Source organism: Streptomyces sp. PTY087I2 (assembly GCF_001687325.1).
Classification (GTDB): Bacteria; Actinomycetota; Actinomycetes; order Streptomycetales; family Streptomycetaceae; genus Streptomyces.
In genome coordinates, this window is record NZ_LZRD01000031.1 from 29,602 (window position 1) to 55,089 (window position 25,488).

The window sequence follows — 25,488 nt, forward strand, 5'->3', positions numbered from 1 at the left end:
CTGCCCGGGTCTCGGTGAAGGGGACACCGCACCATGCCCGAAGTCAACCGTTCCGCGCCGCCCCCGGTCGGCGGCTGGACCCGGTTCGTCACCGCCCGGCCACGGCTCGCGCTGCTGGCCGCGCTCGTGATCACCGCACTCGCCGTGTTCGCCGGAAGCGGGGTGGCGGACCGGATGGGCAGCGGCGGCTGGCAGGCCCCCGACTCCGAGTCGACGTACGCGACGGAGGTGCTGGCCCGGGAGTTCCCCGCCTCGCAGCCCAATCTGCTCCTGCTGGTGGACAGCGGCTCGGCGAGCGTCGACGACCCGGCGGTGGCTGCCGAGGCCGCCCGCCTGACGGAGCGGCTGAAGGTCGAGCCGGGGATATCGGGCGTCGGGTCCTACTGGGAGACCGCATCGCCCGCCCTGCGCTCCGAGGACGGCCGTGAGGCGATCATCGCCGCCCGGATCGGCGGCGACGAGAAGACCGCGGGCGAGACGCTCGACCGGCTGGCCCCGGCCTTCGCGGGGGAGCGGGGGCCGGTGACGGTCTCCCTCGGCGGGCCCGTCGCCGTGCAGCACGAGATGCAGACGATCATCCAGGAGGATCTGCTGCGGGCCGAGTTGATCGCCCTGCCGGTGACGCTCGTCCTGTTGGTCATGGTCTTCGGCAGCGCCGTCGCCGCGATGCTGCCGCTGGCTGTCGGCATCGTCGCCATCCTCGGCACCAACGCCGTGCTGCGAGGGCTGACGGAGTTCACCGACGTCTCGGTCTTCGCGATGAACCTCACCACGGCCCTCGGCCTCGGACTCGCCATCGACTACGCCCTGTTCATCGTCCGCCGCTTCCGCGAGGAGCTGGCGACCGGCGCGGACACCCGGACGGCGGTGGGCACGACGCTGCGGACCGCCGGGCGTACGGTGCTGTTCTCCGCGCTGACCGTGGCGGTGTCCCTGTCGGCCATGCTCGTCTTCCCGCAGTACTTCCTGCGGTCCTTCGCCTACGCCGGGATCGCCGTGGTCCTCCTGGCCGCCGCTGCCGCACTGATCCTGCTGCCCGCGGCACTGATGCTGCTCGGCCCCCGGATCAACTCGCTGGACCTGCGCCGACTCTTCCGCCGCCGGAAGAAGACCGCGACGGCCACGACGGCCGGGGCGGACGCGGCGGGTGCTGCGGCCGGAGGCCCCGGGGTGGGTTCCGCCGGTGGCGCTGCCGCGTCGTCCGGCCGGGGCTGGGCATGGCTGGGCGCGCTGGTGATGCGCAGGGCGCCCGTCTTCGCCATCGTCACGACCGTCGGGCTCCTGCTCCTCGGACTGCCGTTCCTCGGGGTCAAGTTCGGCACGGCGGACGACCGCCAGCTCCCGGCCTCCGCGGAGTCCCGGGTCGTCCAGGAACACATCCGCGAAGGGTTCCCCGGCAGCCCCGGCGGCGGCCTGGAGGTGCTGGCCGAGGGGCAGGGGTCGCGCACCGAGTACGCGGACCTGAAGAGCCGGATCGAACAGCTCCCCGGTGTCCTGCGGGTCGACGGCCCGGTCGTCGAGGGCTCCGTCGCCTACTACAGCGTCCTGCCGAAGGGCGAAGCCGTGGGCGAGGAGACCCAGCAGCTCGTACGGGACCTGAGGGCCGTGCCCTCCGCCTCCTCCCTCGACACCTCGGTCACGGGCACGGCGGCGGTCCTCGTCGACTCCAAGGACGCCATAGCCGACCGGCTGCCCTGGGCCCTGGCGATCATCGTGGTCGTGACGCTGCTCCTGGTCTTCCTGCTCACCGGCAGCGTGCTCATCCCGCTCCAGGCGGTCGTGCTCAACGCCCTCAGCCTGACCGCGATGTTCGGAGCGGTGGTCTGGGTCTTCCAGGACGGAAATCTCTCCGGGCTGCTCGCCTTCACCAGCACGGGTGACATCGAGACGACGCTGCCCGTCCTGATGTTCTGCGTGGCCTTCGGACTCTCCATGGACTACGGGGTCTTCCTGATATCCCGGATCAAGGAGGAGTACGACCGCACCGGCGACCACGAGCACTCCGTCACCTTCGGGCTCCGGCACACCGGCGGGCTGATCACCGCCGCCGCCGTGATCCTCGCGGTCGTGATGGTGGCCATCGGCACCTCGCGGGTCACCAACACCAAGATGCTGGGGCTCGGCATCGCCCTCGCGGTCCTGATGGACGCCATGGTGGTGCGCAGCCTGCTGGTCCCCGCGGTGATGAAGCTGATGGGCCGCTCCACCTGGTGGGCCCCCGCGCCCCTGCGGGCCTTCCACCGCAGGTTCGGCCTGAGCGAAGGGGAGGCAGCCCCGGCCGTCGCCCCCGCCGCTGCGCCGGATCCGGGAGACCGGGGAGGCGTGGGGGACCCGCAAGCGGCGGCGGAGGCCGAGGAGATATCGGGCGCGAGCAGGGATATCGGCGAACCGGCGCGACGCTGAGACCCGCGCGGGAAAGTCGCCCGGAAAGGGTCCTCGGGGAAGCGGGGAATGCCCTCCAGGCACGACAGGAGGGCCCCGCCCGCCGCCGAACGGGTGGCGGGCGGGGACCCGGTTCCTCCGCCCGCCAGGGAGGCTCCACAGCCCCGCCGACGGCATCGGCAAAGCGCCGCTGACCTGGGCTTTCATGTTCATCCGGCCTAAAATTTCCTCAACGGAAAGGGGGCCCGGATGGACCGGAACGTCCGTACGACCGATGACGTATTGGCTTTGATGGACGGCCTGTTCGCTCCGGAGGCGGACCGGTGGACGGCCGGTGGGGCGTCCTGGTGGGACGCGTTCTACGCGGACCGTTCACGGGAGGTGCCGTTCTTCGCGGACAAGCCCGACGAGAACCTCGACGCCCATCTCCGGCAAGGGCGGATCGCCCCGGGGCGCGCGCTCGAACTCGGCTGCGGACCCGGCCGTAACGCGATCCACCTGGCGTCGCTCGGCTTCGACGTCGACGCGGTCGACCTCTCCCCGGCGGCCCTGGCCTGGGCCCGGGAGCGGGCCGAGGAGGCGGGGGCCGGCTCCCTCAGGTTCCACCACGGTGACGCGTTCGCCCTGACGGCGGAGGGGGCCGCCCTGACCGGCCCCTACGACCTGATCTACGACTCGGGCTGCTTCCACCATCTGCCGCCCCACCGGCGGATCAGCTATCTCGCCCTCCTGGACCGCTGCCTCGCACCCGGCGGCCACTTCGCGCTCACCTGCTTCGCCGCCGGCGAGGGCGGAATGGGCTCGGAACTGCCGGACGCCGAGCTGTACCTGACAGGTGGTCTGCACGGCGGACTCGCCTATACGGACGACGAGCTGCGCCGCGTCTTCTCCGGGCTGACGGAGGTCGAGCTGCGACGGATGAACGACGAGACACCCGAATCCCCGCTCTTCGGGGAGCCGTTCCTCTGGACGGCCCTCTTCCGCAGGGCCGACGGCCAGGGCTAGCGGGGCCCTAGCGGCCCCGGTTGCGGGGGCGGGAGGCGACCCAGGCGCGGACGGTGTCTCCGTACCAGTACGGCTTGCCGTTCTTCACCTGGTCGGGCGGGGGCAGGAGGCCGTGCTTGCGATAGGAGCGGACGGTGTCCGGCTGGACCTGGATGTGCGCGGCAATGTCCTTGTAGGACCAGAGCGTTCTGTCCGTCATCGGTGACACCTCTCTGCACTTCCCAAGCTGACGATCGCTCAGCCTGTGCCCGGTTGAACGACCTCGGGCGACAGGCGGGGTGGGGCTGTCGACCGGCTGTGACGGAAAACCCGCGTAACGGAGATATGTGTGCCGAAACGGTTACTGCTGTGACAGAAAGGATGAAGAGCGGCTGATGGTGACGGGCCGTCGGTGAGGGCGCGGCCGTTGTCAGACCCGGGTGCCACGATGAAAGGCATGAGCACTGCCGAACGCCCGATGCCCCCGCTGGACGCCGACGAACGCACGACCTTGGAGAGTTGGCTCGACTTCTACCGCGCGACCCTCGCCCAGAAGTGCGCCGACCTGCCGGAGGAGGGCCTGCGCGAGGCGTCGGCGGCGCCCTCGCCGATCACCCTGCTCGGACTGCTCCAGCATCTGGCCGAGGTCGAGCGGAACTGGTTCCGCCGGGTGCTCGCGGAGGAGGACGCCCCGTTGTTCTTCGCCCCTCCGGCCGGAGGCGGGGACGGAAGCCAGGGCCGCGAAGGGGGCTGGGAGCTCGCGGAGGACGCCACCTACGCGCAGGCGCTCGCGCGGTGGGAGGGAGAGGTGGCGGCGGCCCGGGAGAACTGCGCGGCGCGGGCGCTCGACGACACCAGCCCGTTCATGGGCGGGCGGGTCACGCTGCGCTGGATCTACACGCACATGATCGGCGAGTACGCACGGCACTGCGGCCACGCCGACCTGATCCGCGAACGCGTGGACGGACGTACGGGGGTCTGACCCGCTGTCGGACTCCGGGCCTCGGTCCAAGAGGCCGCGGCCCGGGGCTCAGAGGGGGGAGCCGGGCCGTCCGCAGGAGCGGAGGAATTCCCGGGTGCGGCGTGCGATGGGGAGCGGCTTGTCCGGCGGGCACGGGTACATGTCCTGCTCCACGATCGCGAACAGGTCGACGCCCAGGGCGCGCGCCGCGTCCAGCACCGGTTCCAGGGCGGGGACCCCGCCGGGCGGTTCGCACATCACGCCCCGGGCCACCGCCGGGCCGAACGGCACCTCGTCCGCCACCACCGCCGCCAGGACCTCCGGGTCGACCTGCTTGAGATGGAGGTAGCCGATGCGTTCCCCGTACGTCTCGATGAGCTTGACGCTGTCGCCGCCGCAGTAGGCGTAGTGCCCGGTGTCCAGGCAGAGCGAGACGAGGTCCGGATCGGTGGCGTCGAGGAAGCGGTTGACGTCCTCCTCGGTGGCGATGTGGGTGTCGGCGTGCGGGTGGACGACGATCCGCAGCCCGAACCGCTCCCGGACCTCCCTCCCCAGCCGCTCCGTCTGCGCGGTCAGGTCGCGCCACTGCGCGGGGGTGAGCGTGCGGTCCTCCAGTACCTCGCCCGTCTTGTCGTCGCGCCAGAAGGAGGGGATGACGACCAGGTGTTCGGCGCCCATGGCCCGGGTCAGCGCGGCGATGTCCGCGACATGCGCCCAGGTCCGGTCCCAGACGTCCGGGCCGTGGTGCAATCCGGTGAAGACGGTTCCGGCGGAGACCGTGAGCCCCCGGGCGCGCGTCTCGTCGGCCAACCGGGCCGGATCGGTGGGCAGATAGCCGTACGGGCCGAGCTCGATCCACGCGTAGCCGGCCTCGGCCACCTCGTCGAGGAAGCGTTGCCAGGGCACCTGTTGCGGGTCGTCGGGGAACCAGACGCCCCAGGAGTCGGGAGCCGAGCCGATCCGGATGCGGGCCGAGGAGGGGACGGAGGGGGTCATAACGCCCAGCCTCATGGCCCGTGCGGAAGAGTGTCAAGGGTTCGTCCGAATGTCCGGACAAAATGTTGACAGGGTTCCGGGCGGAGGGCTAGACCTGGGACCGGCCGGCCACCGGCGGGCGAACCGGCGGGGCGATGCGGTGGTGCGAAGGGATGGGAATGCCTGAGCCGTACGACGTGATCACCATGGGGCGGATCGGGGTTGACCTCTACCCGTTGGAGGTCGGGGTACCACTCGCCCGGGTCGAGACGTTCGGCAAGTTCCTCGGTGGTTCTCCGGCGAACGTCGCGGTGGCGGCGGCACGGCAGGGACGGCGTACGGCCGTCATCACCCGGACCGGGCAGGACCCCTTCGGTGCCTACCTCCACCAGGAACTGGAACGGTTCGGCGTGGACCCCCGCTGGGCGACGGCCGTCGCGGAGTATCCGACCCCGGTCACCTTCTGCGAGATCTTCCCGCCGGACGACTTCCCGCTCTACTTCTACCGGCGGCCCAAGGCCCCCGATCTGGAGATCCACGCGCCGGACCTCGATCTGGACGCCGTGCGCGACGCCAGGATCTTCTGGATGACGGGCACCGGCCTCAGCGCCGAACCGAGCCGGTCCGCCACGCTGGCCGCTCTCCGCGCCCGCAGCGAGAGCGCCGCCGCGCGGGCCGACCGCTCGGCGGCCGCCCCAGGACGTACGGCGACCGTCTTCGACCTCGACTGGCGGCCCATGTTCTGGGACGGGGGCGACGACAGCGCCGAGGCGCCCGCGCGGTACCGCGAAGCGCTGGCCCATGCCACGGTCGCCGTCGGCAACGTCGACGAGTGCGCCATCGCGACCGGGGAGCGCGAACCGTACGCGGCGGCCCGGGCCCTGCTCGCGGCCGGGGTGGAGCTCGCCGTCGTCAAGCAGGGGCCGAAGGGCGTGCTCGCCGTGCACCGCGACGGCACCACCGCCGACTGCCCGCCGCTGCCGGTCGAGGTGGTCAACGGCCTGGGCGCCGGGGACGCGTTCGGGGGCGCGCTCTGCCACGGGCTGCTCGCCGGATGGCCCCTGGACCGCGTCGTACGGTACGCGAACGCGGCCGGCGCCATCGTCGCCGCCCGGCTGGCCTGCTCGTCCGCGATGCCGTTCCCGGAGGAGGTGGAGGAGGCCGTGGCGGCGGGTGCGGTGACGACGAACCTCGCGGCTGGGGCGGACTCGGGCGGTGAGGCCCACCAGGGCGCTCCGCCCGCTCCGGGCGTCGCGGCCGCTCCGGAGGCTCCGGCCGCCCCGGACGCCGCAGCTCATCCCGAGACTCCGGCCACCCCGGGCGATGCGGCCTGTCCGGAGACCCCGGCCCACCAGGGCGCTCCGCCCGCTCCGGGCGTCGCGGCCGCTCCGGAGGCTCCGGGCGCCCCGGGCGCCGCAGCTCATCCCGGGGCTCCGGCCGCCCCGGGCGATGCGGCCCGTCCGGAGACCCCGGCCGCCCCGGGCACTCCGCCCGCCCCGGGCGGTGAGGCCCACCGAGGAGCCCCGCCCGCCCCGGGCACGGCCACTCACCCCGCCCCTCCGGCCGGCCCGGGGGAGGCCGCTCACCTCGCCCCGGACACGGCCACCCCCAACACCCCCCGCCCCGGAGCCGGCTCATGACGCCGTTCGCGCCCACCCTCTCCGCGCTCGTCCGGCTGCGGGCCGAGCGGCCCGAAGCCGTTGCCGAGGCCGCCGCGCGGCGGAAGCGGCGGCGGCTGATCCGGCAGCCCGGCGAACAGTTGATGATCATCGCGGCCGATCACCCCGCGCGCGGCGCGCTCGCCGTGGGGGACCGGTCCCTCGCCATGGCCAACCGCTTCGAGCTGCTGGAACGGCTCTGCCTCGCCCTCTCCCGCCCCGGCGTCGACGGCGTGCTCGCATCGGCCGACGTGCTGGACGACCTCCTCCTGCTCGGAGCCCTGGAGGACAAGGTCGTCATGGGCTCCATGAACCGCGGCGGCCTCGCGGGCGCGGCCTTCGAGCTCGACGACCGGTTCACCGGCTACCGCCCCGACGACCTGGTCCGGCAGGGGTTCGACGCCGGGAAGCTGCTGCTCCGCATCGACCACGACGACCCCGGTTCGCTGGACACCCTGCACACCGCCGCCCGGACCATCGACGCGATGGCCGCCCACCGGCTGCCCGTCTTCGTCGAGCCGTTCCTCTGCCGCCGCGTCGACGGCCGCCTCCGCAACGACCTCGGGGCCGCCGCCGTGGCCACCTCCATCGCCATCGCGTCGGGCCTCGCCGGGACCTCCGCGTACACCTGGCTGAAGGTGCCCGTCACCGACGACCCCGACGCCATGGGCCGGGCGATGGAGGCCTCCACCCTGCCCGCCGTCCTGCTCGGCGGCGAGGTCGGCGACGACCAGGACGCCGCGTACGGGAAGTGGCGCGACGCGCTGCGGCTGCCCACCGTACGGGGGCTGGTCGTGGGGCGCTCGCTGCTCTATCCGGCCGACGGGGACGTGACGACCGCCGTCGACACCGCCGTATCGCTGCTCCAGCCGGGTAGGGAAGGGCCATGACGACGGATCACCCCGACCCGGGGCAGCGCCAGGGACAGCACCACAACCGGCACCGGTTCCACCTGCCGGCCGGCAGCGCCGCGCCCGGGGCGTACGCCGTCGACATCGATCCCGGACGGGCCGGCTGGGACCGTTCCGCCCTGCGGGTGCTGGAGCTGGAACCGGGCGGTGTTCACACGCTCGTCACCGGGGACAGCGAATGGGTCGTCCTGCCGTTGGCCGGTGGCTGTACGGTGCGTATCGCAGGTGAGACCTTTGAACTGCGGGGCCGGGAGAGCGTGTTCAGCGGGGTCTCCGACTTCGCCTACGTACCGCGCGACGCCCACGCACAGATCGCCTCCGGCGCAGGAGGCCGCTTCGCCCTGGCAGGAGCGAAGTGCGAGCGACGACTCCCCGCTCGCTACGGCCCCGCGCCGGAGGTACCCGTCGAGCTGCGCGGTTCCGGGACCTGCTCCCGCCAGGTGAACAACTTCGCCGCCGCCGACACCTTCGACTGCGACCGGCTGATCGCCGTCGAGGTCCTCACCCCCGGCGGCAACTGGTCCTCCTACCCGCCCCACAAACACGACGAGCACGTGCCGGGCGAGGAGTGCGAACTGGAGGAGATCTACTACTTCGAGGTGCAGGACGGCGGGCTCGGCTACCACCGCGTCTCCCCGTCGCGCGACGGCGGTACGGACGTCCTCGCCGAAGTCCGTACAGGCGACGTGGTCCTCATCCCCGACGGCTGGCACGGCCCGTCCATCGCCCCGCCCGGCCGGACGCTGTACTACCTGAACGTGATGGCCGGGCCGGGGGAGGAGCGCGCCTGGCTGATCCGCGACCATCCCGACCACCGGTGGATCCGCGACACCTGGCCGGACGAGCCGATCGACGCCAGACTCCCGCTCTACACGGCGCATCCGTCGCCCGGCCCGGAGGTAACGCCTTGAGCCCGAAGAGCCCCGCGAGCCATACGAGCCCCGCCGGCCCCACCGGCCCTGCCAGCCCCGCGAGCCATACGAGCCCCACCGGCCCCACCAGCCCCGCGACCCCTGTCAGCCCCACGAGCCCCGCCAGTCCCGCGAGCCCGAAGAGCCACACCCCCGCCCCCACCCGCCGTCTGACCACCGCTCAGGCCCTGGTCGCCTTCCTGGCCCGGCAGTACACCGAGCGCGACGGCCGCCGGCAGCGGCTGATCAGCGCCACCTGGGGCATCTTCGGCCACGGCAACGTCGCGGGCATCGGCCAGGCACTCGTGGAAGCGGCGGCGGGCGGCGGCCCCGGCGGAACCGCCCACGGCACCGGAAACGGGGCCGGACACCGCATGCCCTACCTCCAGGGCCGCAACGAACAGGCCATGGTGCACGCGGCCGTGGGGTACGCCCGGCAGTCCGGCCGGCTCTCCGCCCAGGCGGTGACCACCTCCATCGGCCCGGGCGCCACCAACCTCGTCACCGGGGCCGCCCTCGCCACGATCAACCGGCTGCCCGTCCTGCTCCTGCCCGGCGACACCTTCGCGACCCGGCCCGCCGACCCCGTACTGCAACAGCTCGAAGTGCCGTACGCCGGTGACGTGTCCGTCAACGACTGTCTGCGGCCGGTCTCGCGCTACTTCGACCGGATCACCCGGCCGGAGGCGCTGATTCCGGCCGCTCTCCAGGCGATGCGGGTCCTCGCCGACCCCGCCGAGACCGGGGCCGTGACGCTCGCGCTGCCGCAGGACGTGCAGGCGGAGGCGTACGACTGGCCGGAGGAGTTCTTCGCCGAGCGCGACTGGCACATCCGCAGGCCTGCCCCCGACACGCACGAACTGGACGCGGCGGTACGGGCGATCCGCTCCGCCCGCCGCCCCCTCATCGTCGCGGGCGGCGGGGTCCGGCACAGCGCCGCCGAGGAGACGCTCGCCGCGTTCACCGCCGCGACCCGCATCCCGGTCGCCTCCACCCAGGCGGGCAAGGGCGCGCTCCGCCACGACCACCCGGCCGACGTCGGCGGCATCGGCCACACCGGCACCGCCACGGCAGACGACCTGGCCCGCACCGCCGACCTGGTGATCGGCATCGGCACCCGCTTCTCCGACTTCACCACCGCCTCCGGCACCCTCTTCTCGAACCCGGCCGTCCGCTTCCTCCACCTCAACATCGCCGCCTTCGACGCCCACAAGCTGGCCGCCCTCCCCCTGGTCGCCGACGCCCGCGCGGGCCTTGAGGCGCTCACGGCCGCCCTCGCCGGACGCGGATACCGGGTCGATCCGGCGTACGAGACGGAGTACGCCGGCGCGAAGGAGGCGTGGGAGGAACGGGTCGAGGCATCCTTCGCCACCCCCGACCCCACCGCGCGCCCCACCCAGGCCCAGGTCCTGGGCCTGCTCGACACCCTGGTCACCGAGGAGGACATCCTCATCAACGCCGCGGGCTCCCTCCCCGGCGACCTGCACAAACTCTGGCGGACCCGCTCCCGCGACCAGTACCACGTGGAGTACGGCTACTCCTGCATGGGCTACGAGATCCCGGCGGCGATCGGCGTCCTGCTCGCCGCCGGAACCCAACAGCGGACCCGCCCCGTCTGGGCCCTGGTGGGCGACGGCACGTACCTGATGAACCCCACCGAGATCGTCACCGCGGTACAGGAGAATCTCCCCCTCAAACTGCTGATCCTCCAGAACCACGGGTACGCCTCCATCGGCGGCCTCTCCGAGTCGGTCGGCGCCGAACGCTTCGGCACCGCCTACCGCCACCGCGACGCCGACGGCGGTTTCACCGGCCCGCCGCTCCCCGTCGACCTGGCCGCCAACGCGGCCTCCCTCGGTCTGCGGGTCCTGCGCGCCACCACGGTCGACGACCTGCGCAAAGCCCTCTCCGAGGCGCGCGACGCGGAGGGCCCCACTTGTGTCTACGTCGAGACCGAAACGCCCGACACAGTGTCGGGCCCCCCTCCGGCGCAGGCGTGGTGGGATGTTCCGGTAGCCGAAACCGCGAGCCGGCCGGCGGCGGTGAGGGCCCGGGAGGAGTACGACCGCCGGGTCGCCGCCCGACGCCGCCACCTGTGAAGCCGGCCCCGCGCCCGCATCGAGCGCCGAAGACCCGAAGCCCGGCCGAAGCCTGAAGCCCGAAGGAGTACGTCATGACGAAGACCGTCAACCACTGGATCGGCGGCAAGACAGTGGAGGGCACGTCGGGCCAGTACGGTCCCGTCACCGACCCGGCCACCGGCGCGGTCACCACGCAGGTGGCGCTGGCCTCCGCCGAGGAGGTCGACGCGGCCGTGGCGGCGGCGAAGGCCGCGTACGCCACCTGGGGCACCTCCTCGCTCGCCCAGCGCACCGCGGTCCTCTTCCGCTACCGCGCGCTGCTCGACGCCCACCGCGACGACATCGCCGCGCTGATCACCGCCGAGCACGGCAAGGTGCACTCGGACGCGCTGGGCGAGGTCGCCCGGGGTCTGGAGATCGTCGAGCTGGCGTGCGGGATCACCACCCAGCTCAAGGGCGAGCTGTCCACCCAGGTATCCAACCGGGTGGACGTCTCGTCCATCCGCCAGTCGCTGGGCGTGGTCGCGGGCATCACCCCGTTCAACTTCCCGGCCATGGTGCCGATGTGGATGTTCCCGCTGGCGATCGCGTGCGGCAACACGTTCGTGCTGAAGCCGAGCGAGAAGGACCCGTCGGCGGCCAATCTGCTGGCCGAGCTGGCGGCGGAGGCGGGTCTTCCGGACGGCGTGCTCAACGTCGTCCACGGGGACAAGGTCGCGGTGGACGCCCTCCTCGCCCACCCCGACGTGGCCGCCGTCTCCTTCGTCGGCTCCACCCCCATCGCCCGCTACATCCACGCCACCGCCTCCGCCAACGGCAAGCGCGTCCAGGCGCTCGGCGGCGCGAAGAACCACATGCTCGTCCTCCCGGACGCCGACCTGGACGCGGCCGCCGACGCGGCGGTCTCGGCGGCGTACGGCTCCGCCGGTGAGCGCTGCATGGCGATCTCCGCCGTCGTCGCGGTCGGCGCGATCGGCGACGAGCTGGTGGCCAAGATCCGCGAGCGCGCCGAGAAGATCAAGATCGGCCCCGGCAACGACCCCACCTCCGAGATGGGCCCCCTGATCACCGCCGCCCACCGCGACAAGGTCGCCTCGTACGTCACGGGCGCCGCCGCCCAGGGCGCCGAGGTCGTCCTCGACGGCACGGGCCACACGGTCGAGGGCTTCGAGAACGGCCACTGGATCGGCCTCTCCCTCCTGGACAAGGTCTCCACCGACTCCGACGCCTACAAGGACGAGATCTTCGGCCCGGTCCTGTGTGTGCTCCGCGTGGAGTCGTACGAGGACGGCGTCGCCCTCATGAACGCCTCGCCGTTCGGCAACGGCACCGCGATCTTCACCCGCGACGGCGGCGCGGCCCGCCGCTTCCAGCTGGAGATCCAGGCGGGCATGGTCGGCGTCAACGTGCCGATCCCGGTCCCCGTGGGCTACCACTCCTTCGGCGGCTGGAAGGACTCGCTCTTCGGCGACCACCACATCTACGGCAACGACGGCGTGCACTTCTACACCCGCGGCAAGGTCACCACCACCCGCTGGCCCGACCCGGCCGACGCCCCGGCAGGCGTCGACCTGGGCTTCCCGCGCAACCACTGACCGACGCCCCGACACCCCCGGCCCGCCCGGGCACCCGGCGAAATCCGGATGCCCGGGCGCTGCCGTCTCCCGCGTCCTGGGGCCCATGAACACCCCGCCCGTCCCGCCCCGCCACCGGATCCGCGCGCTCCACACCACCACGACGGTCACCGTCTACCAGGCGTACCGGCCCGCCATCGGCCTGCCCGCCGCCCGCGACGGGCGGTTCCCCGCCGCGTGGAAGCGGGACCGGATGACCTGGATCAAGCCCAGCTTCCTGTGGATGATGTACCGCTGCGGCTGGGGCACCAAGGAGGGGCAGGAGGTCGTCCTCGCCGTCGAGATCGAGCGGGCCGGTCTGGAATGGGCGCTCGCGAACGCCGAACTCTCCCACTACGTACGCGGCGTGCACCCGGACCAGGCCTCCTGGCAGCGCAGCCTGCGCACCGCCCCCGCCCGGGTGCAGTGGGACCCCGAACGCGACCTCGACCTGAACCCGCTGCCGTACCGCTCCCTCCAACTCGGGCTGAGCGGTGAGGCGTCCCGGCGGTACGCGGACGAGTGGACCGTCTCCGTACGCGATGTCACCCCGCTCGCCCGCGAGGTGCACGCGGCGGTCCGCGCGGGGGACCGGGAGCGGGCCGCCGCCCTGCTTCCGGTGGAGACGCCGCTCGACCTCGCCGCGCCGGGGATCTACCGCCCCGACCCGCCCCCGAACTCCCACACCAGCATCGCGAACTCCCCGTCCGCCGTCGCCCCCGCCGACCGGTAGGTGGCGAGCGCCGCCTCGTTGTCGCGTTCCACGCCGACCCACAGGTCGTAGCAGCCCCGCTCCCGGGCGACGTCCACCAGCGCCCGGATCAGGGCCGCGCCGATGCCCCGGCGGCGGAACGGGTCGTCGACGCCGAGTTCGTACAGGCACATCTCCGTGCCCTTGTCCGGGTGCAGCATCTCGATGCCCGAGACGAAGCCCGCCGGGACGCCGTCCACGTACGCGATCAGCAGCACATGGCCGTCCGCGGCGAGGAAGCGGGCCGCCCACTCCTCGCGGGGCGGGGCGTCGAAGAGGTGGCCGGCGGACAGGAGCTCCGTGACGGTCGAAGCGGGGCGAATCTCCACAAGGGCCTCCCGGGGGCTGGAATTCCGTACCGCGTCCGGAGTACGGGGGAGGCGCACCGTACCTCTCAGGGAGGCCGCGCACGTCACCCTGGAGGCACTCAACCGGCTTGCGCCCTCCGTTTAGGGTCGAGGGATGGAGACCCCTACTGCTCGATGGCGGCGGCTGCTGCCCCGTACACCTGGCCGGTGGGCCGCGGTCGGCGCCGCGCTCGCCGTGCTCGTGGGCGGCGGCACCTGGTCCGCCGTCGCCGACGACGGTGCGCCCGCCGTGCGGCGCGAGGACCGGACCCTGCGCATGGACGGGGTGCCGATCGACACCTCGTACTTCCGTGCCGAGGGTTCCGGTAAGCGGCCCGCCGTGCTCATCGGGCACGGGTTCGGCGGCAGCAAGGACGACGTACGGGCCCAGGCCGAGAAGCTGGCCGCCGACGGATACGCCGTGCTGACCTGGTCGGCGCGCGGGTTCGGGAAGTCCGGCGGGGAGATCTCCCTCAACGACCCGGACCACGAGGTCAAGGACGTCTCCCGGCTCATCGACTGGCTCGCCGAGCGGCCCGAGGTGGAGCTGGACGGCAAGGGCGATCCCCGGGTCGGTCTCACCGGGGCCTCCTACGGCGGGGCCGTCTCCCTGCTCGCCGCCGGGCACGACGAGCGCGTCGACGCCATCGCGCCCGTCATCACCTACTGGAACCTCGCCGACGCCCTCTTCCCCGACGGGGTCTTCAAGAAGCTCTGGGCAGGGATCTTCATCACCACCGGCGGCGGCTGCGAGAAGTTCGAGAAGCGGCTCTGCGCGATGTACGAGCGTGTCGCCGTCAGCGGCAAGCCCGACGCGGAGGCGATCGACCTGCTCACCGAGCGGTCGCCGTCCGCCGTCGCCGACCGCATCAAGGTCCCCTCGCTCCTCCTCCAGGGGCAGTCCGACTCCCTCTTCCCGCTCGGCCAGGCCGACGCCATGCAGAAGGCCATCAGCTCCAACGGCGCACCCGTCTCCGTCGACTGGATCTCTGGTGGGCACGACGGCGGCGACAGCGAGACCGGACGCGTCGAAGGGCGCGTCGGGGACTGGTTCGACCGGTACCTGAAAGAGGACACCGGCACCGCCACCGGACCCGCCTTCCGCGTCACCCGTACCGGAGGCGTCGACTCCACCGACGGCGCCGCCCTTCTGCGCGGGGCGAGCAGCGACACCTACCCGGGGCTGCGCAGCGGCGGCCGGGACATCGCGCTCGGCGGCGGTACGAAGACCTTCCGCAACCCGGCCGGATCCGCGCCGCCCGCCATCTCCGCCGTGCCCGGCGTCGGCGGCGGCCTCGCCCAGCTCTCCTCCCTCGGCGTCGGGCTCTCGCTGGACTTCCCCGGGCAGTCCGGCCGGTTCGAGTCAGCCCCGCTGGACACCTCCGTACGCGTCACGGGGACGCCCACCGTGCGCGTGAGCGTCAAGGCGAGCGGCGACCGGGACGCGGTGCTCTTCGGCAAGGTGTACGACGTGTCGCCGGACGGCAGGCAGCAGGTCCTGCCCCACCAGCTCGTCGCCCCCTACCGGATCACCCCCGACCAGCAGGGCAAGCCCGTCGAACTGGTCCTGCCCGCCGTGGACCACGAGTTCGACGCCGGACACCGGCTGCGCCTCGTCTTCTCCGCGACGGACCTCGGTTACGCGTCCCCGGCCGAGCCCGCCACGTACAACGTGACCCTCGACGGACCGCTGACCGTCCCCACCGCACCCGACGTCACGACCGCCGCCGCGCCCCTCCCGTGGTGGACCTGGGGGCTCCCGGCCGCCGCCCTCGTCATCGCGGCCGGTCTGCTCCTCACCGCCCGGCGGCGGACCGCGACGCCCGCCCCGGACCCCGAACTCACCGACGTACCGCTCCAGATCACCGGGCTCTCCAAGAAGTACGCGAAGTCCGTCGACCGGTACGCCGTGCGCGAGCTGTCCTTCCGCGTCGAGAAGGGCCAGGTCCTCGGGCTCCTCGGACCCAACGGCGCGGGCAAGACGACCACACTGCGCATGCTCATGGGGCTCATCACCCCCGACGAGGGCGAGATCCGCGTCTTCGGGCAGGCCATCCGGCCGGGAGCCCCGGTGCTGTCCCGGGTGGGGGCGTTCGTCGAGGGGGCCGGTTTCCTGCCGCACCTCTCCGGGCGCGCCAACCTCGACCTGTACTGGCAGGCCACCGGCCGCCCCGCCGAGGACGCCCACATCGACGAGGCCCTGGAGATCGCCGGCCTCGGCGACGCGCTGGCCCGTGCCGTACGGACGTACTCCCAGGGCATGCGGCAGCGGCTCGCCATCGCCCAGGCCATGCTCGGCATGCCGGACCTGCTGATCCTCGACGAGCCGACCAACGGGCTCGACCCGCCGCAGATCCGCGAGATGCGGGACGTGATGATCCGTTACGCGGCCGGGGGCCGGACCGTCATCGTCTCCAGCCACCTCCTCTCGGAGGTCGAGCAGTCCTGCACCCACCTGGTCGTCATGGACCGGGGCCGGCTTGTCCAGGCCGGTCCGGTCGCCGAGATCACCGGGTCCGGCGACATGATCCTGGTGACCACGGCCGACGAGGTGTCCGAGCCGCTGGCGGAGAAGGTCGCCGCCCTGCCCGGCATCGGCTCCGCCGTCCGCACCGACGACGGGCGCGGGCTCCTCGTCCGCCTCGACGGGGCCACCACCTCGCGGCTCGTCGCCGACCTGGTCCGGCTCGACGTCCCCGTCACCGGCGTCGGACCGCACCGCCGCCTGGAGGACGCCTTCCTCACCCTGATCTCCGGAGGAGCAGCATGAGCGCCCCCGTCCAGCCGCCCGAGGGCTGGGTGGCGACCGAGCACCCGGAGGCCGCGGGCTACCGCGCCGGGCGGACGCTTCCCCTCCGCGTCGAGGCCATGCGGCAGTTGCGCCGCCGCCGCACCCTGCTCATGGGCGGGGTGCTCGCCGCCCTCCCCTTCATCCTGATCATCGCCTTCGCCATCGGCGGCACGCCGGACGGCGAGGACGGCGGCGGAGGGCGGGGCGGCAGCCGGATCAACCTGATGGACGTGGCGACCGAGTCCGCCGCCAACTTCGCGGCCACCTCGCTGTTCGTCTCGGCCGGTTTCCTGCTGGTGATCCCGGTGGCCCTGTTCTGCGGGGACACCGTCGCCTCCGAGGCGAGCTGGTCCTCGCTGCGCTATCTGCTCGCCGCGCCGGTGCCGCGCGTACGGCTGCTGTGGTCCAAGCTCGTCGTCGCGCTCGGCTTCAGCCTCGCCGCGATGGTCCTGCTGCCGGTCGTCGCGCTGGCGGCGGGCACGGCGGCCTACGGGTGGGGGCCGCTGAAACTGCCGACCGGGGGAGCCCTGTCCGCCGGGGACACCGTGCCGCGCCTCGCGATCGTCGTGGCGTTCATCTTCGTCTCCCAGCTGGTCACGGCGGGCCTGGCGTTCTGGCTCTCCACCAAGACGGACGCGCCGCTCGGCGCGGTCGGCGGCGCGGTCTTCCTCACCATCGTCGGCAATGTGCTCGACGCGGTGACCGCGCTCGGCTCCTGGCGCGACTTCCTGCCCGCGCACTGGCAGTTCGCCTGGGCCGACGCGCTCCAGCCGCAGTTGGAGTGGGGCGGCATGATCAAGGGCGCGGCCGTATCAGTGACCTATGCCCTGATTCTGTTCGCGCTGGCCTTCCGCGGGTTCAGTCGTAAGGACATCGTGTCCTGAACCTGATGTTCCGTCGGTTTCCCGCCCGCTGTTGCCGCATCGAGATGGTTCCGCAACGCTTTCGTCGACTCCGGTCGGCGGCCCCGTACGTCACATTCACAGGTGTCGAGGACACCGTGACGACGTGGGGGGTTACGAATGAGTCAGCTGGTTCGACGTGGTGGCACGGGGAAGCGGGCCGGGGCGATGGCGCTCCTGCTGGCGGGCGGGATGCTGCTCACCGCGTGCGGCGGCGGAAGCGACGGGGCCACCGCCGACCGGAAATCCTCGGGGAGCCATGCCCCAGGGGTGTCCGGCGGCGGTCACCCCGCTCCCGACGCGCCGGCGCCCGGCCGGGGCAGTCGGGAGAGCGAGGCGGACCGGGTGCGGGAGGGCCGGGCCGAGCCCGACTACCGCTCCACCTTCGCCCTGGACGTGGACACCGCCAGCTACGGCTACGCGCGCCGCACCCTCGGCGACGGCAGGCTGCCCGCCGCCGAGGACGTACGCCCCGAGGAGTTCGTCAACAGCTTCCGCCAGGGGTACGAACGGCCCGAGGGCAACGGTTTCTCGGTCAACGTCGACGGGGCGCGCATCAACTCCGGGCAGGGCGCGGGCGGCGGAACCGGAGCCTCCGACTGGTCGCTGCTGCGGGTCGGCCTGGCCACGAAGGCCGCGCCGCCCACCGCCGAACGGCCGCCCGCAGCTCTCACGTTCGTCGTCGACATCTCGGGGTCCATGGCCGAGACCGGCAGGCTTGACCTGGTCAGGAAGTCCCTGAACATCCTCACCGACGAACTGCGCGACGACGACTCCCTCTCCCTGGTCACCTTCAGCAACGAGGCCGAGACCCGGCTGCCGATGACCCGTGTCAAGGGCAACCGGAACCGGATCAAGGGCGCGGTGGGGGAGATGCGGCCGGCCCAGTCCACCAACGTCGAGGCGGGTATCACCCTCGGCTACGAGGAGTCGGTCAAGGGCCACCGCGAAGGCGCCACCAACCGCGTGGTGCTCCTCTCCGACGCCCTCGCCAACACCGGAGACACCGAGGCCGAGGGCATCCTGAAGAAGATCGACTCGGCTCGTCGCGAGTACGGCATCACGCTCTTCGGCGTCGGTGTCGGCAGCGACTACGGCGACGCGTTCATGGAGCAGCTCACCAACAAGGGCGACGGCAACACCACGTACGTCGGTGACGAGACCCAGGCCCGCAAGGTCTTGGTCGACCAGCTGCCCGCCCACCTGGAGATCCGGGCCCGCGACGCCAAGGCCCAGGTGGCGTTCGACCGGAAGAACGTGCAGCAGTTCCGGCTGATCGGCTACGAGAACCGCAAGGTCGCCGACGAGGACTTCCGCAACGACAGCGTCGACGGCGGCGAGGTCGGCCCCGGCCACACCGTGACCGCTCTGTACGCCGTACGGCTGCGCGAGGGCGCGTCCGGCACGGTGGCCAAGGCGACGGTGCGCTGGCTCGACCCCAAGACCCGCAAGGCCCGGGAGGAGAGCGGAACCGCCACGACCGGGGCGCTGAACGGAACCCTGTGGGGCGGCGAGAACGACCGGCTCCAGGTCGCGGCCGTGGCCGCCTACTTCGCCGACCGCCTGCGCGGAGGCGACCTGCCCGGCGCACCCGCCCTCGCCGAACTCGCCTCCCGGGCATCGGGGCTGGCGGAGTCCACCGAGGACAGCGCGGTGGAGAAGCTGGCCACGGCCATCGGCCAGGCGGACCGGCTGAAGCGCGGAACGGGCACGGGCGGCGCGCCGGAACCGAGCGAGGGGGAGATCGGGTGAGGGGGTAGCGGGGGAGAGGGCGGGGGGCTGGAGGCAGGGGCGCCTGGCGAGGGCTGGGCGGCCTCGCTGATGGCCTCGGCTCGGCCCGGCCCGGTCCGCCTGGCTCGGCCCGGGTCCGTTCGGCTCGGTCGGGTTTGCTCCGGCTCGGCCCGGTCCGCTCCGGCTCGGCTCGCTCCCAGCCCGTCCCGGCTCGGCCCCGGCCCCGGCCCCGGCCCCGGCTCGGGCTCGGCCCGGGTCCGCCCCGGCTCGGCCGGGTCTGCTCCGGCTCGGCTCGGCTCGCTCCTGGTCCGTCCGGCTCGGCCCCGGCTCGGCCCGCCCCCGCCCCCCGGCCCACCCCAACTCGTACGCCCATTCGGGAAAAGGCAGGTACAGGTGACGGCTACAGGTCATGATGTCCGCCATGACCTCCCTGTTCCTGCTGCTCTCGGTGATCGTCAACGGCCTCTACGCGGGCTTCATGCTGACCTTCCTGATCGCGATCATGCCCGGCCTGGCCGAGCTGACGGACGAACAGTTCACGGCGGCCATGCGCCGTTTCAACGAGAAGGTCCCCGGGCCGATCTTCCTCGTCCTGTTCGTCGGGGTCGTCGCGCTTCCCGCCGCCGCGTTCTTCACCGGCCTCGGCGAGCACAGCGAGACCGAGGGGCCGGCCGTTCTGGGAGCGCTGATCTGCGTGGTCATCAGCCACCTGGTGACCATCGCCGGCAACATCCCGCTCAACAACGCCCTCGCCGCCTCCGAGGGCGGCGACGACAGCGCGGCGCGCGCGGCCTTCGAGTCCCGGTGGAACACCCTCCACCAGGTGCGTACGGCGTTCAACCTGGTGGCGTGCGCCCTGCTGGCGGTCGCGCTGTAGGAGTCACCCGCCCGCCTCGGCCCGCCCCGGATGGCGCGGCCCGAGCAGCACCACCAGGGCGGCCTTGCCCGGCACGGGGGCGTCGACCCGCCGCCAGCCGGTCCGCTCGTACAGGCGCAGAGCCGCCTCGGCCCGTACGGAGGTCAGCAGCCAGCAACGGCCGCCCGGGGCCGCCCCCGTCACCGCGTCCAGCAGCGCCGCGCCCAGCCCCGCGCCGTGCGCCTCCGGGGCCACCGCCAGCTCGTTCACCTCCAGCGCCCCGCACAACCACGCCCCCGTACGCTCCGCCCCCAGCGCTTCGGCGACCTGCCCGTAGCTCCGGTCCGCCGGAAAGACCTCCGGCGTGATCCAGGCCGTGGCGAAACCGGTTACCGTCCCTCCGGCCGTCGCCACCGTCGCCGTGAACCCGGGCCGGAGCGCGTCCCGGGCGAGCCGTTCCGCGTAGACGCCGGCCTCCGCCGGATCCTCGTTCCAGGGCGGGGCCGCGAAGGCGCTCGCGTACACGTCACGGATGCCATCGGCGTACCGCATCACCTCGCCGGCCTGCACCGTTCGTAGCTCGGTCGTCATCACACCGTCCCTCGGCTCTCATCGCGGACCATCGGCAGTTCACCGGTGCCGCGGGCAAACCCTAGGGGGCGGCGGGCACGCCAACTGCCGTACCCGGCACAACCCTTCGCCCGCTGGGCCTGTCTGAACGGGTACGAGCGGCCACTCGATCCCCCCCCCGATTCCGTGTCAGCCAAGCACGCCGCGGCGACGGACGGACAGCGCTTTCCGGCTGTCGGCCCGTCACCACCGCCGCGGCGAACGTTCCAGCAGAAGGAGTCCCCGTGACATCCCGAGCACTCGGTACCGGTGTGGTCCTGGCCCTCACCCTCGCCACCGCAGTCGTCGCCCTGCCCGCCGCCGCCCACGCCGCACCGGCCCCCGCCCCCGACCCCCACGGCCCCCGCGCCGACTTCAACGGCGACGGCTATCCGGACCTGGCGTTCGCCGCGCCCGGAGCGACCGTCAAGGGGTTCAAGGGCGCCGGGTACGTCGGCGTGGCCTACGGCTCCCGTAACGGAATCAAGGACTCCGCGAAGCGGGTGTTCACCCAGGCCTCGGCGGGCGTGCCCGGCACCCCGGAGGCCGGTGACGCCTTCGGTGGCGCCGTCGCCTCCGCCGACCTCGACCGGGACGGCTACGCGGACCTGATCGTCGGATCCCCCGGCGAGAAGATCGGCCCGGCCGCAGGAGCGGGCGACATCACCGTCCTGTGGGGCGGGCCCAACGGTCCGGCGGGCGGGGCGACCCTGCTGACCGGACAGGAGTACGAGGGCATGGGCCGGCAGCTCGCCGTCGGCGACTTCAACGGCGACGGCGCACCGGACATCGCCGGGGCGGGCTACGCCGACCTGTACGCGCTCACCGGACCGTTCACCCGCGACGGCGCCGCCGCCGGGACCACGGAGGTCCCCAACCGCTACGACCACCGCTACCTCGACCTGGCGGCGGGCGACCTGAACGGGGACGGGCGCGACGACCTCGCCGCCGTCTCCAACAGCGGTGACGAGTACGACGAGCGGCGCATCGAGATCGGCCTCGGCGGCCCGGACGGCCTCGGCGCCGAGCTCACCGTGGTCAGGGGTGAGGACGGCTACCGGCTGGAGGGCGGCGAGCACATCGCCGTCGGCCATGTGAACAACGACCGGTACGCCGACCTCGCCGTCGGGCGCGCCGTCGACGGGTACGACAGCGACCTGGACCTGCCGCTCTCCAAGGGCGGGATGCTCACCTACGTACCGGGCGGCGCGAGCGGACCGCAGGGCACCGAGGCCGTCGTCCTCAACCAGGACTCGCCCGGCGTTCCGGGCGCGGCCGAGCCCAGCGACGGCTTCGGCGCGTCCGTGGCGATCGGGGACACCGACGGCGACGGCTACGGCGAGATCGCGGTGGGCGTCCCCGGCGAGGACCTGGGCACGGTCGCGGACGCGGGCGGCATGGTCGTCCTCCCCGGTACCGCCACCGGCCCCACGGGCAAGGGCAGTTACGGCTTCAACCAGGGCACCCCGGATGTCGTCGGGGCCGTGGAGAAGGACGACCGTTTCGGCGGCGCGGTGTCCCTGCGCGACCTGAACGGCGACGGCCGCACCGAACTGGCCGTGGGCGCCCCGGGCGAGAACGCGGGCGAGGGCTCCCTGTGGGTGTTCCCGGCCACCGCCTCCGGCCTGGCGGCCAAGGGCTCGTTCAGCTTCGGGCACGGGACGCTGGGCACGGTGGCGACGAAGGCGGGACTGGGCAGCAGCTTCAACCGCTGACGGCAGACGGCTCACCTCGTACGGCTGCCCGGCACACGCTTTTCCGGAGCTTCCGGAGCTTCCGGAGCTTCCGGAGCTTCCGGAGCTTCCGGAGAGCGCGAGCCGGGCCGCCCTCCCGGTGTCACACGTTGGGCACCTTGAGCCGGTCCCAACTGCTCTTCCCGGGAATGCCGTCGGCGTCGGCGCCCGTGTAGCCCAGCTTGCGCTGCCACGCGGCGTACGAATTCCGGTCGGCATCGGACCAGGCCGGTCCCGGACCCACCGTGTACCGCCCGCAGCCCTCGGCGACCAGCCGCTTGCCCATCGCCGTGATGACAGGGCTGTTCCGGCCGACCTTGAAGAACGCGGCCCCCGGGAACGGCTCGTACGTCGGCTTCGGCGGCGGCTTGGAGGGGCCGTCCGGGGCACCGCCCAGCCGCTTGCCGATCCGCGTACGCATCGAGTTCATCGTGAAGCCGCGCGGATCGACCTTGCCCGGCTGCCATTCCAGATGCCCGATCACGGAGCGCTGCGACCAGCCGTGCGCCCGGCAGACGGCGGCGGCGGCCCGCTCGATCGCCAGCAGCTGGGCGGCCGGCCAGGGATCCTTCCCGTCACCGAGGTTGACGCACTCGAAGCCGTAGAAATGCCGGTTGCCGTCGGTGTTGGCCTCGTTGTCCGGCGGCAGCGCCTTCTCCGCGATGACGGCGCGCAGGACGTCGTCGTCGCCGAGCCCGGCGTGGTTCGCCCGCCCGTTCCCCACGAGGTGGACGGTTCCGTCCTTGGCGATGACCCCGTGGCAGAGCGGTCCGGGCAGGGCGGAGTGGCCGTTGTAGCAGAGCTCGACGGAGGACGCGGTGCCCGAGGTGACGGTGTGATGGATCATCACCCCGTGCGTCGGGCCCCAGGGACCCTTGTGGTTCCGGTTGTTGGTACGCCAGCTCCGGTGCTCGACGACGTGGAGGCCTTCGTCGCGGAGGGCTTTGAGCAGCTTGTCGGCGGACAGCGGCGTCGCCATGCGGCGCTCCTTTCCCTGATGGTGCGTGGTTCACGCGGGCGCTTCGGTGTGCGGGCGGCGGGACCGGGGTGGACGGGCGGCGGCACGGAGTCGCGGATGCCCGCCGGGTGACGGGGTGGGGCGGGGGGCCGGTCCTGCGGGAGGGGATTCCGCCTTTCGGAGCCCACCTGATCGATTTGCCCGCTCCTACGCCCTCACGAACGTCCCGCCGGGCGGAAGGTTTCACCGCACCCCGAACTCCCGTCCGGGTATGTCCGAACTCCTGCCCGAAGGTCGTGGACATCGGACGTACCGCCTACTCCCGCGGGCGTATGCGGCCGGACGCTCCGCCTCCTACCGTGAGGGGGTGATGACCTTGGACCGCCTGGCCGCCGGGGTGCGGGCGCTGCCGCCGATCGTCGCGGATCTGCTGGTGGTGGCGGTGGTGGGGGCGTTCACCACCGCCGACGCGGCCGTCAACGAGCCCGGCTACCGGCAGGCCGACGCGCTGACCTGGGCCCTCCTCGTGGTCTCGCTGGCGGCGCTCGTCGTACGCCGCCGTTGGCCCGTTCCGGTGGTCTGCGTGACCGGGGCGGCCTGCGCCGGGTGGGCGCTGCACGGGCACATCGGCGAGCTGCTGAACCTCCCGGTGATCGTGGCGCTGTACACGGTCGCGGTGCTGGGGGACCGCCGGCGCACCCTGTGGACCGGGGCGATCGCGGCGACTGTCTCCGGCCTGGTGGCGCTGAAGGTCGGCCGGGACGTGGTCAACCCGCAGGGGCTGCCCGTCCTGGAGATGGTCTGGCCGCTCGTCCCGCTGCTCCTGGGCGAGGTCGTGCGGACCCGCCGGGAGCTGCTCGCGGAGTACGCGGCGCGCGCCGCCCGGGCCGAGGAGGACCGCGAACGGGAGGCCGACCGCCGGGTCCGCCAGGAGCGGGTGCGGGTCGCCCGGGAGATCCACGACATCCTCGCGCACACGGTGAGCGCGATGACCGTGCAGGCCGGTGTGGCGCTCGACGCGCTGGACGCCGCGCCGGAGGTGTCGCGGCAGGCGATGACCCAGGTTCGGGCTTCGGGCAAGGAGGCCGTACGGGAGCTGCGCGCCACGCTGTCGGTGCTGCGCGCGGCGGAGTCCACGGCCCCGGCGCCCCGCCTCGACCAGCTGGCGGAACTGGTCGCGGGGGTCGAGGCGGGCGGCGTACGGGTCAGCCTGCGGCGGGACACCCGGGACGCCCCGCTTCCCGCGGTCGTCGAGGCCACGGCGTACCGGATCGTGCAGGAGGCGCTGACCAACGTGGTGAAGCACTCCGCGGCGCGGCACGCGGCCGTGTCGGTGACCTGCGACGACGGCCGGCTGACCGTCGAGGTGGTCGACGAGGGCCCACCGGCGCGCCTGCCCGCCGCCTCGGACTCGGAGCGGGGTTTCGGCCTGATCGGCATGCGGGAGCGGGCGGTCGCGGTGGGCGGCGACGTCCGTCACGGCCCGGTGCCGGGCGGCGGATTCCGCGTCCGCGCCGAACTGCCGACGGAAGCCGGTCCACCGACGGAAGCCGGTCCACCGACGGAAGCCGGTCCGCCGACGGAAGCCGGACCACCGACGGAAGGAGCGTCCCCATGACCGACGGAGGAAGCGGCCCGATGACCGACGGACGGAGTGGGCCATGACCGTCCGTGTGGTCCTCGCCGACGACCAGACCGTCGTACGGGCCGGATTCCGCGCCCTCCTCGACCTCACCGACGACCTGGTCGTCGTCGCGGAGGCGGCCGACGGGGCCCGGGCCGTCGAGACGGTCCGGACGACCCGCCCGGACGTCGTCCTGATGGACATCCGGATGCCCGGTGTCGACGGCCTGGAGGCCACCCGCCGGATCGCCGAGGACCGCTCGCTCGACCAGGTCCGGGTGGTCATGCTCACCACGTACCAGGTCGACGCGTACGTCTTCGAGGCGCTGCGCCACGGCGCCGCGGGCTTTCTGCTCAAGGACATCGAACCGGACGACCTGCGCTCCGCGATCCGCACGGTCGCGGCGGGCCGCAGCCTGCTCGCCCCCGCCGTCACCCGCCAGGTGATCGAGGAGTTCGCCCGGCTGAAGGCCCCCGAGGCGGCGGGCGCCGAACGGCTCGCCGTGCTGACCGGCCGGGAGCGCGAGGTGATGGCGCTCGTCGCCGCCGGGCTGTCCAACGAGGAGATCGGCCGGGCGCTGATCATGAGCCCGCTGACCGCGAAGACCCATGTCAGCCGGACCATGACCAAGCTGGGCGCCCGCGACCGGGCGCAGCTGGTGGTGATGGCGTACGAAACGGGCCTGGTCAGAGCAGGCGAAGGCTGAAGCG

At 73.1% G+C, this 25,488-nt stretch carries 20 protein-coding genes and 1 pseudogene; 16 read left to right on the top strand and 5 right to left on the bottom strand.

Annotation, left to right across the window (positions count from 1 at the left end; translation table 11 throughout):
* Nucleotides 1-33 precede the first annotated feature (33 nt).
* Together A3Q37_RS29250 and A3Q37_RS29255 are read left to right on the top strand one after the other, a co-directional pair.
* A complete protein-coding gene (locus A3Q37_RS29250; protein ID WP_065489011.1) occupies nt 34-2,403 on the top strand; it encodes an MMPL family transporter in 2,370 nt (789 codons plus the stop codon).
* Between the two features lie 228 nt (nt 2,404-2,631).
* Nucleotides 2,632-3,387, top strand: a complete 756-nt coding sequence (locus A3Q37_RS29255; protein WP_065489015.1) for a class I SAM-dependent methyltransferase — start codon at nt 2,632-2,634, stop codon at nt 3,385-3,387.
* Nucleotides 3,388-3,394: 7 nt separating this feature from the next.
* On the opposite strand, the gene A3Q37_RS29260 is transcribed toward A3Q37_RS29255, so the two are convergent.
* The gene (locus A3Q37_RS29260) at nt 3,395-3,586 is read right to left on the bottom strand and encodes an AlpA family transcriptional regulator (RefSeq protein ID WP_010064909.1); all 192 of its coding nucleotides are present in this window, start codon (nt 3,584-3,586) and stop codon (nt 3,395-3,397) included.
* Between the two features lie 237 nt (nt 3,587-3,823).
* Between A3Q37_RS29260 and A3Q37_RS29265 the strand changes: the two genes are divergently transcribed.
* Nucleotides 3,824-4,348, top strand: coding sequence for a DinB family protein (locus A3Q37_RS29265; RefSeq protein ID WP_065489016.1), 525 nt, complete (start codon nt 3,824-3,826; stop codon nt 4,346-4,348).
* A gap of 48 nt (nt 4,349-4,396) precedes the next feature.
* Here the strand turns inward: A3Q37_RS29265 and A3Q37_RS29270 are convergent, their stop codons facing one another.
* Nucleotides 4,397-5,323, bottom strand: coding sequence for a sugar phosphate isomerase/epimerase (locus tag A3Q37_RS29270; RefSeq protein WP_065489017.1), 927 nt, complete (start codon nt 5,321-5,323; stop codon nt 4,397-4,399).
* Between the two features lie 158 nt (nt 5,324-5,481).
* On the opposite strand from A3Q37_RS29270, the pseudogene iolC reads away from it, so the two are divergent.
* From iolC to A3Q37_RS29300, 6 genes and pseudogenes are all read left to right on the top strand, one after another.
* Nucleotides 5,482-6,486 (top strand): annotated as a pseudogene (gene iolC, locus A3Q37_RS29275) (5-dehydro-2-deoxygluconokinase); the annotation flags it as partial.
* 452 nt (nt 6,487-6,938) lie between these two features.
* Nucleotides 6,939-7,850: a deoxyribose-phosphate aldolase gene (locus A3Q37_RS29280; protein ID WP_065489018.1), complete on the top strand. Its 912-nt coding sequence runs from the start codon at nt 6,939-6,941 to the stop codon at nt 7,848-7,850.
* Entirely contained in the window at nt 7,847-8,782 is a 936-nt protein-coding gene (gene iolB / locus A3Q37_RS29285) for a 5-deoxy-glucuronate isomerase (protein ID WP_065489021.1), read from the top strand. Before A3Q37_RS29280 ends, iolB begins: the two co-directional genes overlap by 4 nt.
* A gap of 170 nt (nt 8,783-8,952) precedes the next feature.
* Nucleotides 8,953-10,881: a 3D-(3,5/4)-trihydroxycyclohexane-1,2-dione acylhydrolase (decyclizing) gene (iolD, locus tag A3Q37_RS29290; RefSeq protein ID WP_065489090.1), complete on the top strand. Its 1,929-nt coding sequence runs from the start codon at nt 8,953-8,955 to the stop codon at nt 10,879-10,881.
* A 74-nt stretch (nt 10,882-10,955) separates the two neighbouring features.
* A complete protein-coding gene (gene mmsA / locus A3Q37_RS29295; protein ID WP_065489023.1) occupies nt 10,956-12,458 on the top strand; it encodes a CoA-acylating methylmalonate-semialdehyde dehydrogenase in 1,503 nt (500 codons plus the stop codon).
* Nucleotides 12,459-12,543: 85 nt separating this feature from the next.
* Complete coding sequence (locus A3Q37_RS29300; protein ID WP_065489025.1) at nt 12,544-13,209, top strand: DUF4291 domain-containing protein; 666 nt, start codon at nt 12,544-12,546, stop codon at nt 13,207-13,209.
* On the opposite strand, the gene A3Q37_RS29305 is transcribed toward A3Q37_RS29300, so the two are convergent.
* Entirely contained in the window at nt 13,131-13,556 is a 426-nt protein-coding gene (locus A3Q37_RS29305) for a GNAT family N-acetyltransferase (protein ID WP_065489027.1), read from the bottom strand. The two genes, A3Q37_RS29300 and A3Q37_RS29305, sit on opposite strands and share 79 nt — an antisense overlap.
* 133 nt (nt 13,557-13,689) lie before the next feature.
* Here A3Q37_RS29305 and A3Q37_RS29310 point away from each other — a divergent pair, with 133 nt between their 5' ends.
* The 4 genes from A3Q37_RS29310 (at nt 13,690) to A3Q37_RS29325 (ending at nt 19,875) form a co-directional block, all read left to right on the top strand.
* Complete coding sequence (locus A3Q37_RS29310) at nt 13,690-16,344, top strand: alpha/beta fold hydrolase (protein ID WP_176711532.1); 2,655 nt, start codon at nt 13,690-13,692, stop codon at nt 16,342-16,344.
* Nucleotides 16,341-17,249, top strand: coding sequence for an ABC transporter permease (locus A3Q37_RS29315; RefSeq protein WP_065489033.1), 909 nt, complete (start codon nt 16,341-16,343; stop codon nt 17,247-17,249). Before A3Q37_RS29310 ends, A3Q37_RS29315 begins: the two co-directional genes overlap by 4 nt.
* A 186-nt stretch (nt 17,250-17,435) precedes the next feature.
* Complete coding sequence (locus tag A3Q37_RS29320) at nt 17,436-19,019, top strand: von Willebrand factor type A domain-containing protein (protein WP_107471609.1); 1,584 nt, start codon at nt 17,436-17,438, stop codon at nt 19,017-19,019.
* Between the two features lie 388 nt (nt 19,020-19,407).
* Nucleotides 19,408-19,875 (top strand): DUF1772 domain-containing protein, encoded by a 468-nt coding sequence (locus A3Q37_RS29325; protein WP_065489036.1) that lies wholly within the window; start codon nt 19,408-19,410, stop codon nt 19,873-19,875.
* Between the two features lie 3 nt (nt 19,876-19,878).
* Here A3Q37_RS29325 and A3Q37_RS29330 read toward each other — a convergent pair whose 3' ends face one another.
* Complete coding sequence (locus A3Q37_RS29330) at nt 19,879-20,445, bottom strand: GNAT family N-acetyltransferase (RefSeq protein WP_065489045.1); 567 nt, start codon at nt 20,443-20,445, stop codon at nt 19,879-19,881.
* 263 nt (nt 20,446-20,708) lie between these two features.
* Between A3Q37_RS29330 and A3Q37_RS29335 the strand changes: the two genes are divergently transcribed.
* The gene (locus A3Q37_RS29335) at nt 20,709-22,178 is read left to right on the top strand and encodes an FG-GAP-like repeat-containing protein (RefSeq protein ID WP_065489047.1); all 1,470 of its coding nucleotides are present in this window, start codon (nt 20,709-20,711) and stop codon (nt 22,176-22,178) included.
* 121 nt (nt 22,179-22,299) lie between these two features.
* Here A3Q37_RS29335 and A3Q37_RS29340 read toward each other — a convergent pair whose 3' ends face one another.
* On the bottom strand, nt 22,300-23,175 hold the full coding sequence (locus A3Q37_RS29340) for a peptidoglycan-binding protein (RefSeq protein WP_065489048.1): 876 nt from the start codon (nt 23,173-23,175) through the stop codon (nt 22,300-22,302).
* Between the two features lie 349 nt (nt 23,176-23,524).
* On the opposite strand from A3Q37_RS29340, the gene A3Q37_RS29345 reads away from it, so the two are divergent.
* Complete coding sequence (locus tag A3Q37_RS29345; protein WP_107471610.1) at nt 23,525-24,772, top strand: sensor histidine kinase; 1,248 nt, start codon at nt 23,525-23,527, stop codon at nt 24,770-24,772.
* A 43-nt stretch (nt 24,773-24,815) separates the two neighbouring features.
* Complete coding sequence (locus A3Q37_RS29350; RefSeq protein ID WP_065489051.1) at nt 24,816-25,484, top strand: response regulator transcription factor; 669 nt, start codon at nt 24,816-24,818, stop codon at nt 25,482-25,484.
* The last annotated feature ends 4 nt before the right edge of the window (nt 25,485-25,488 follow it).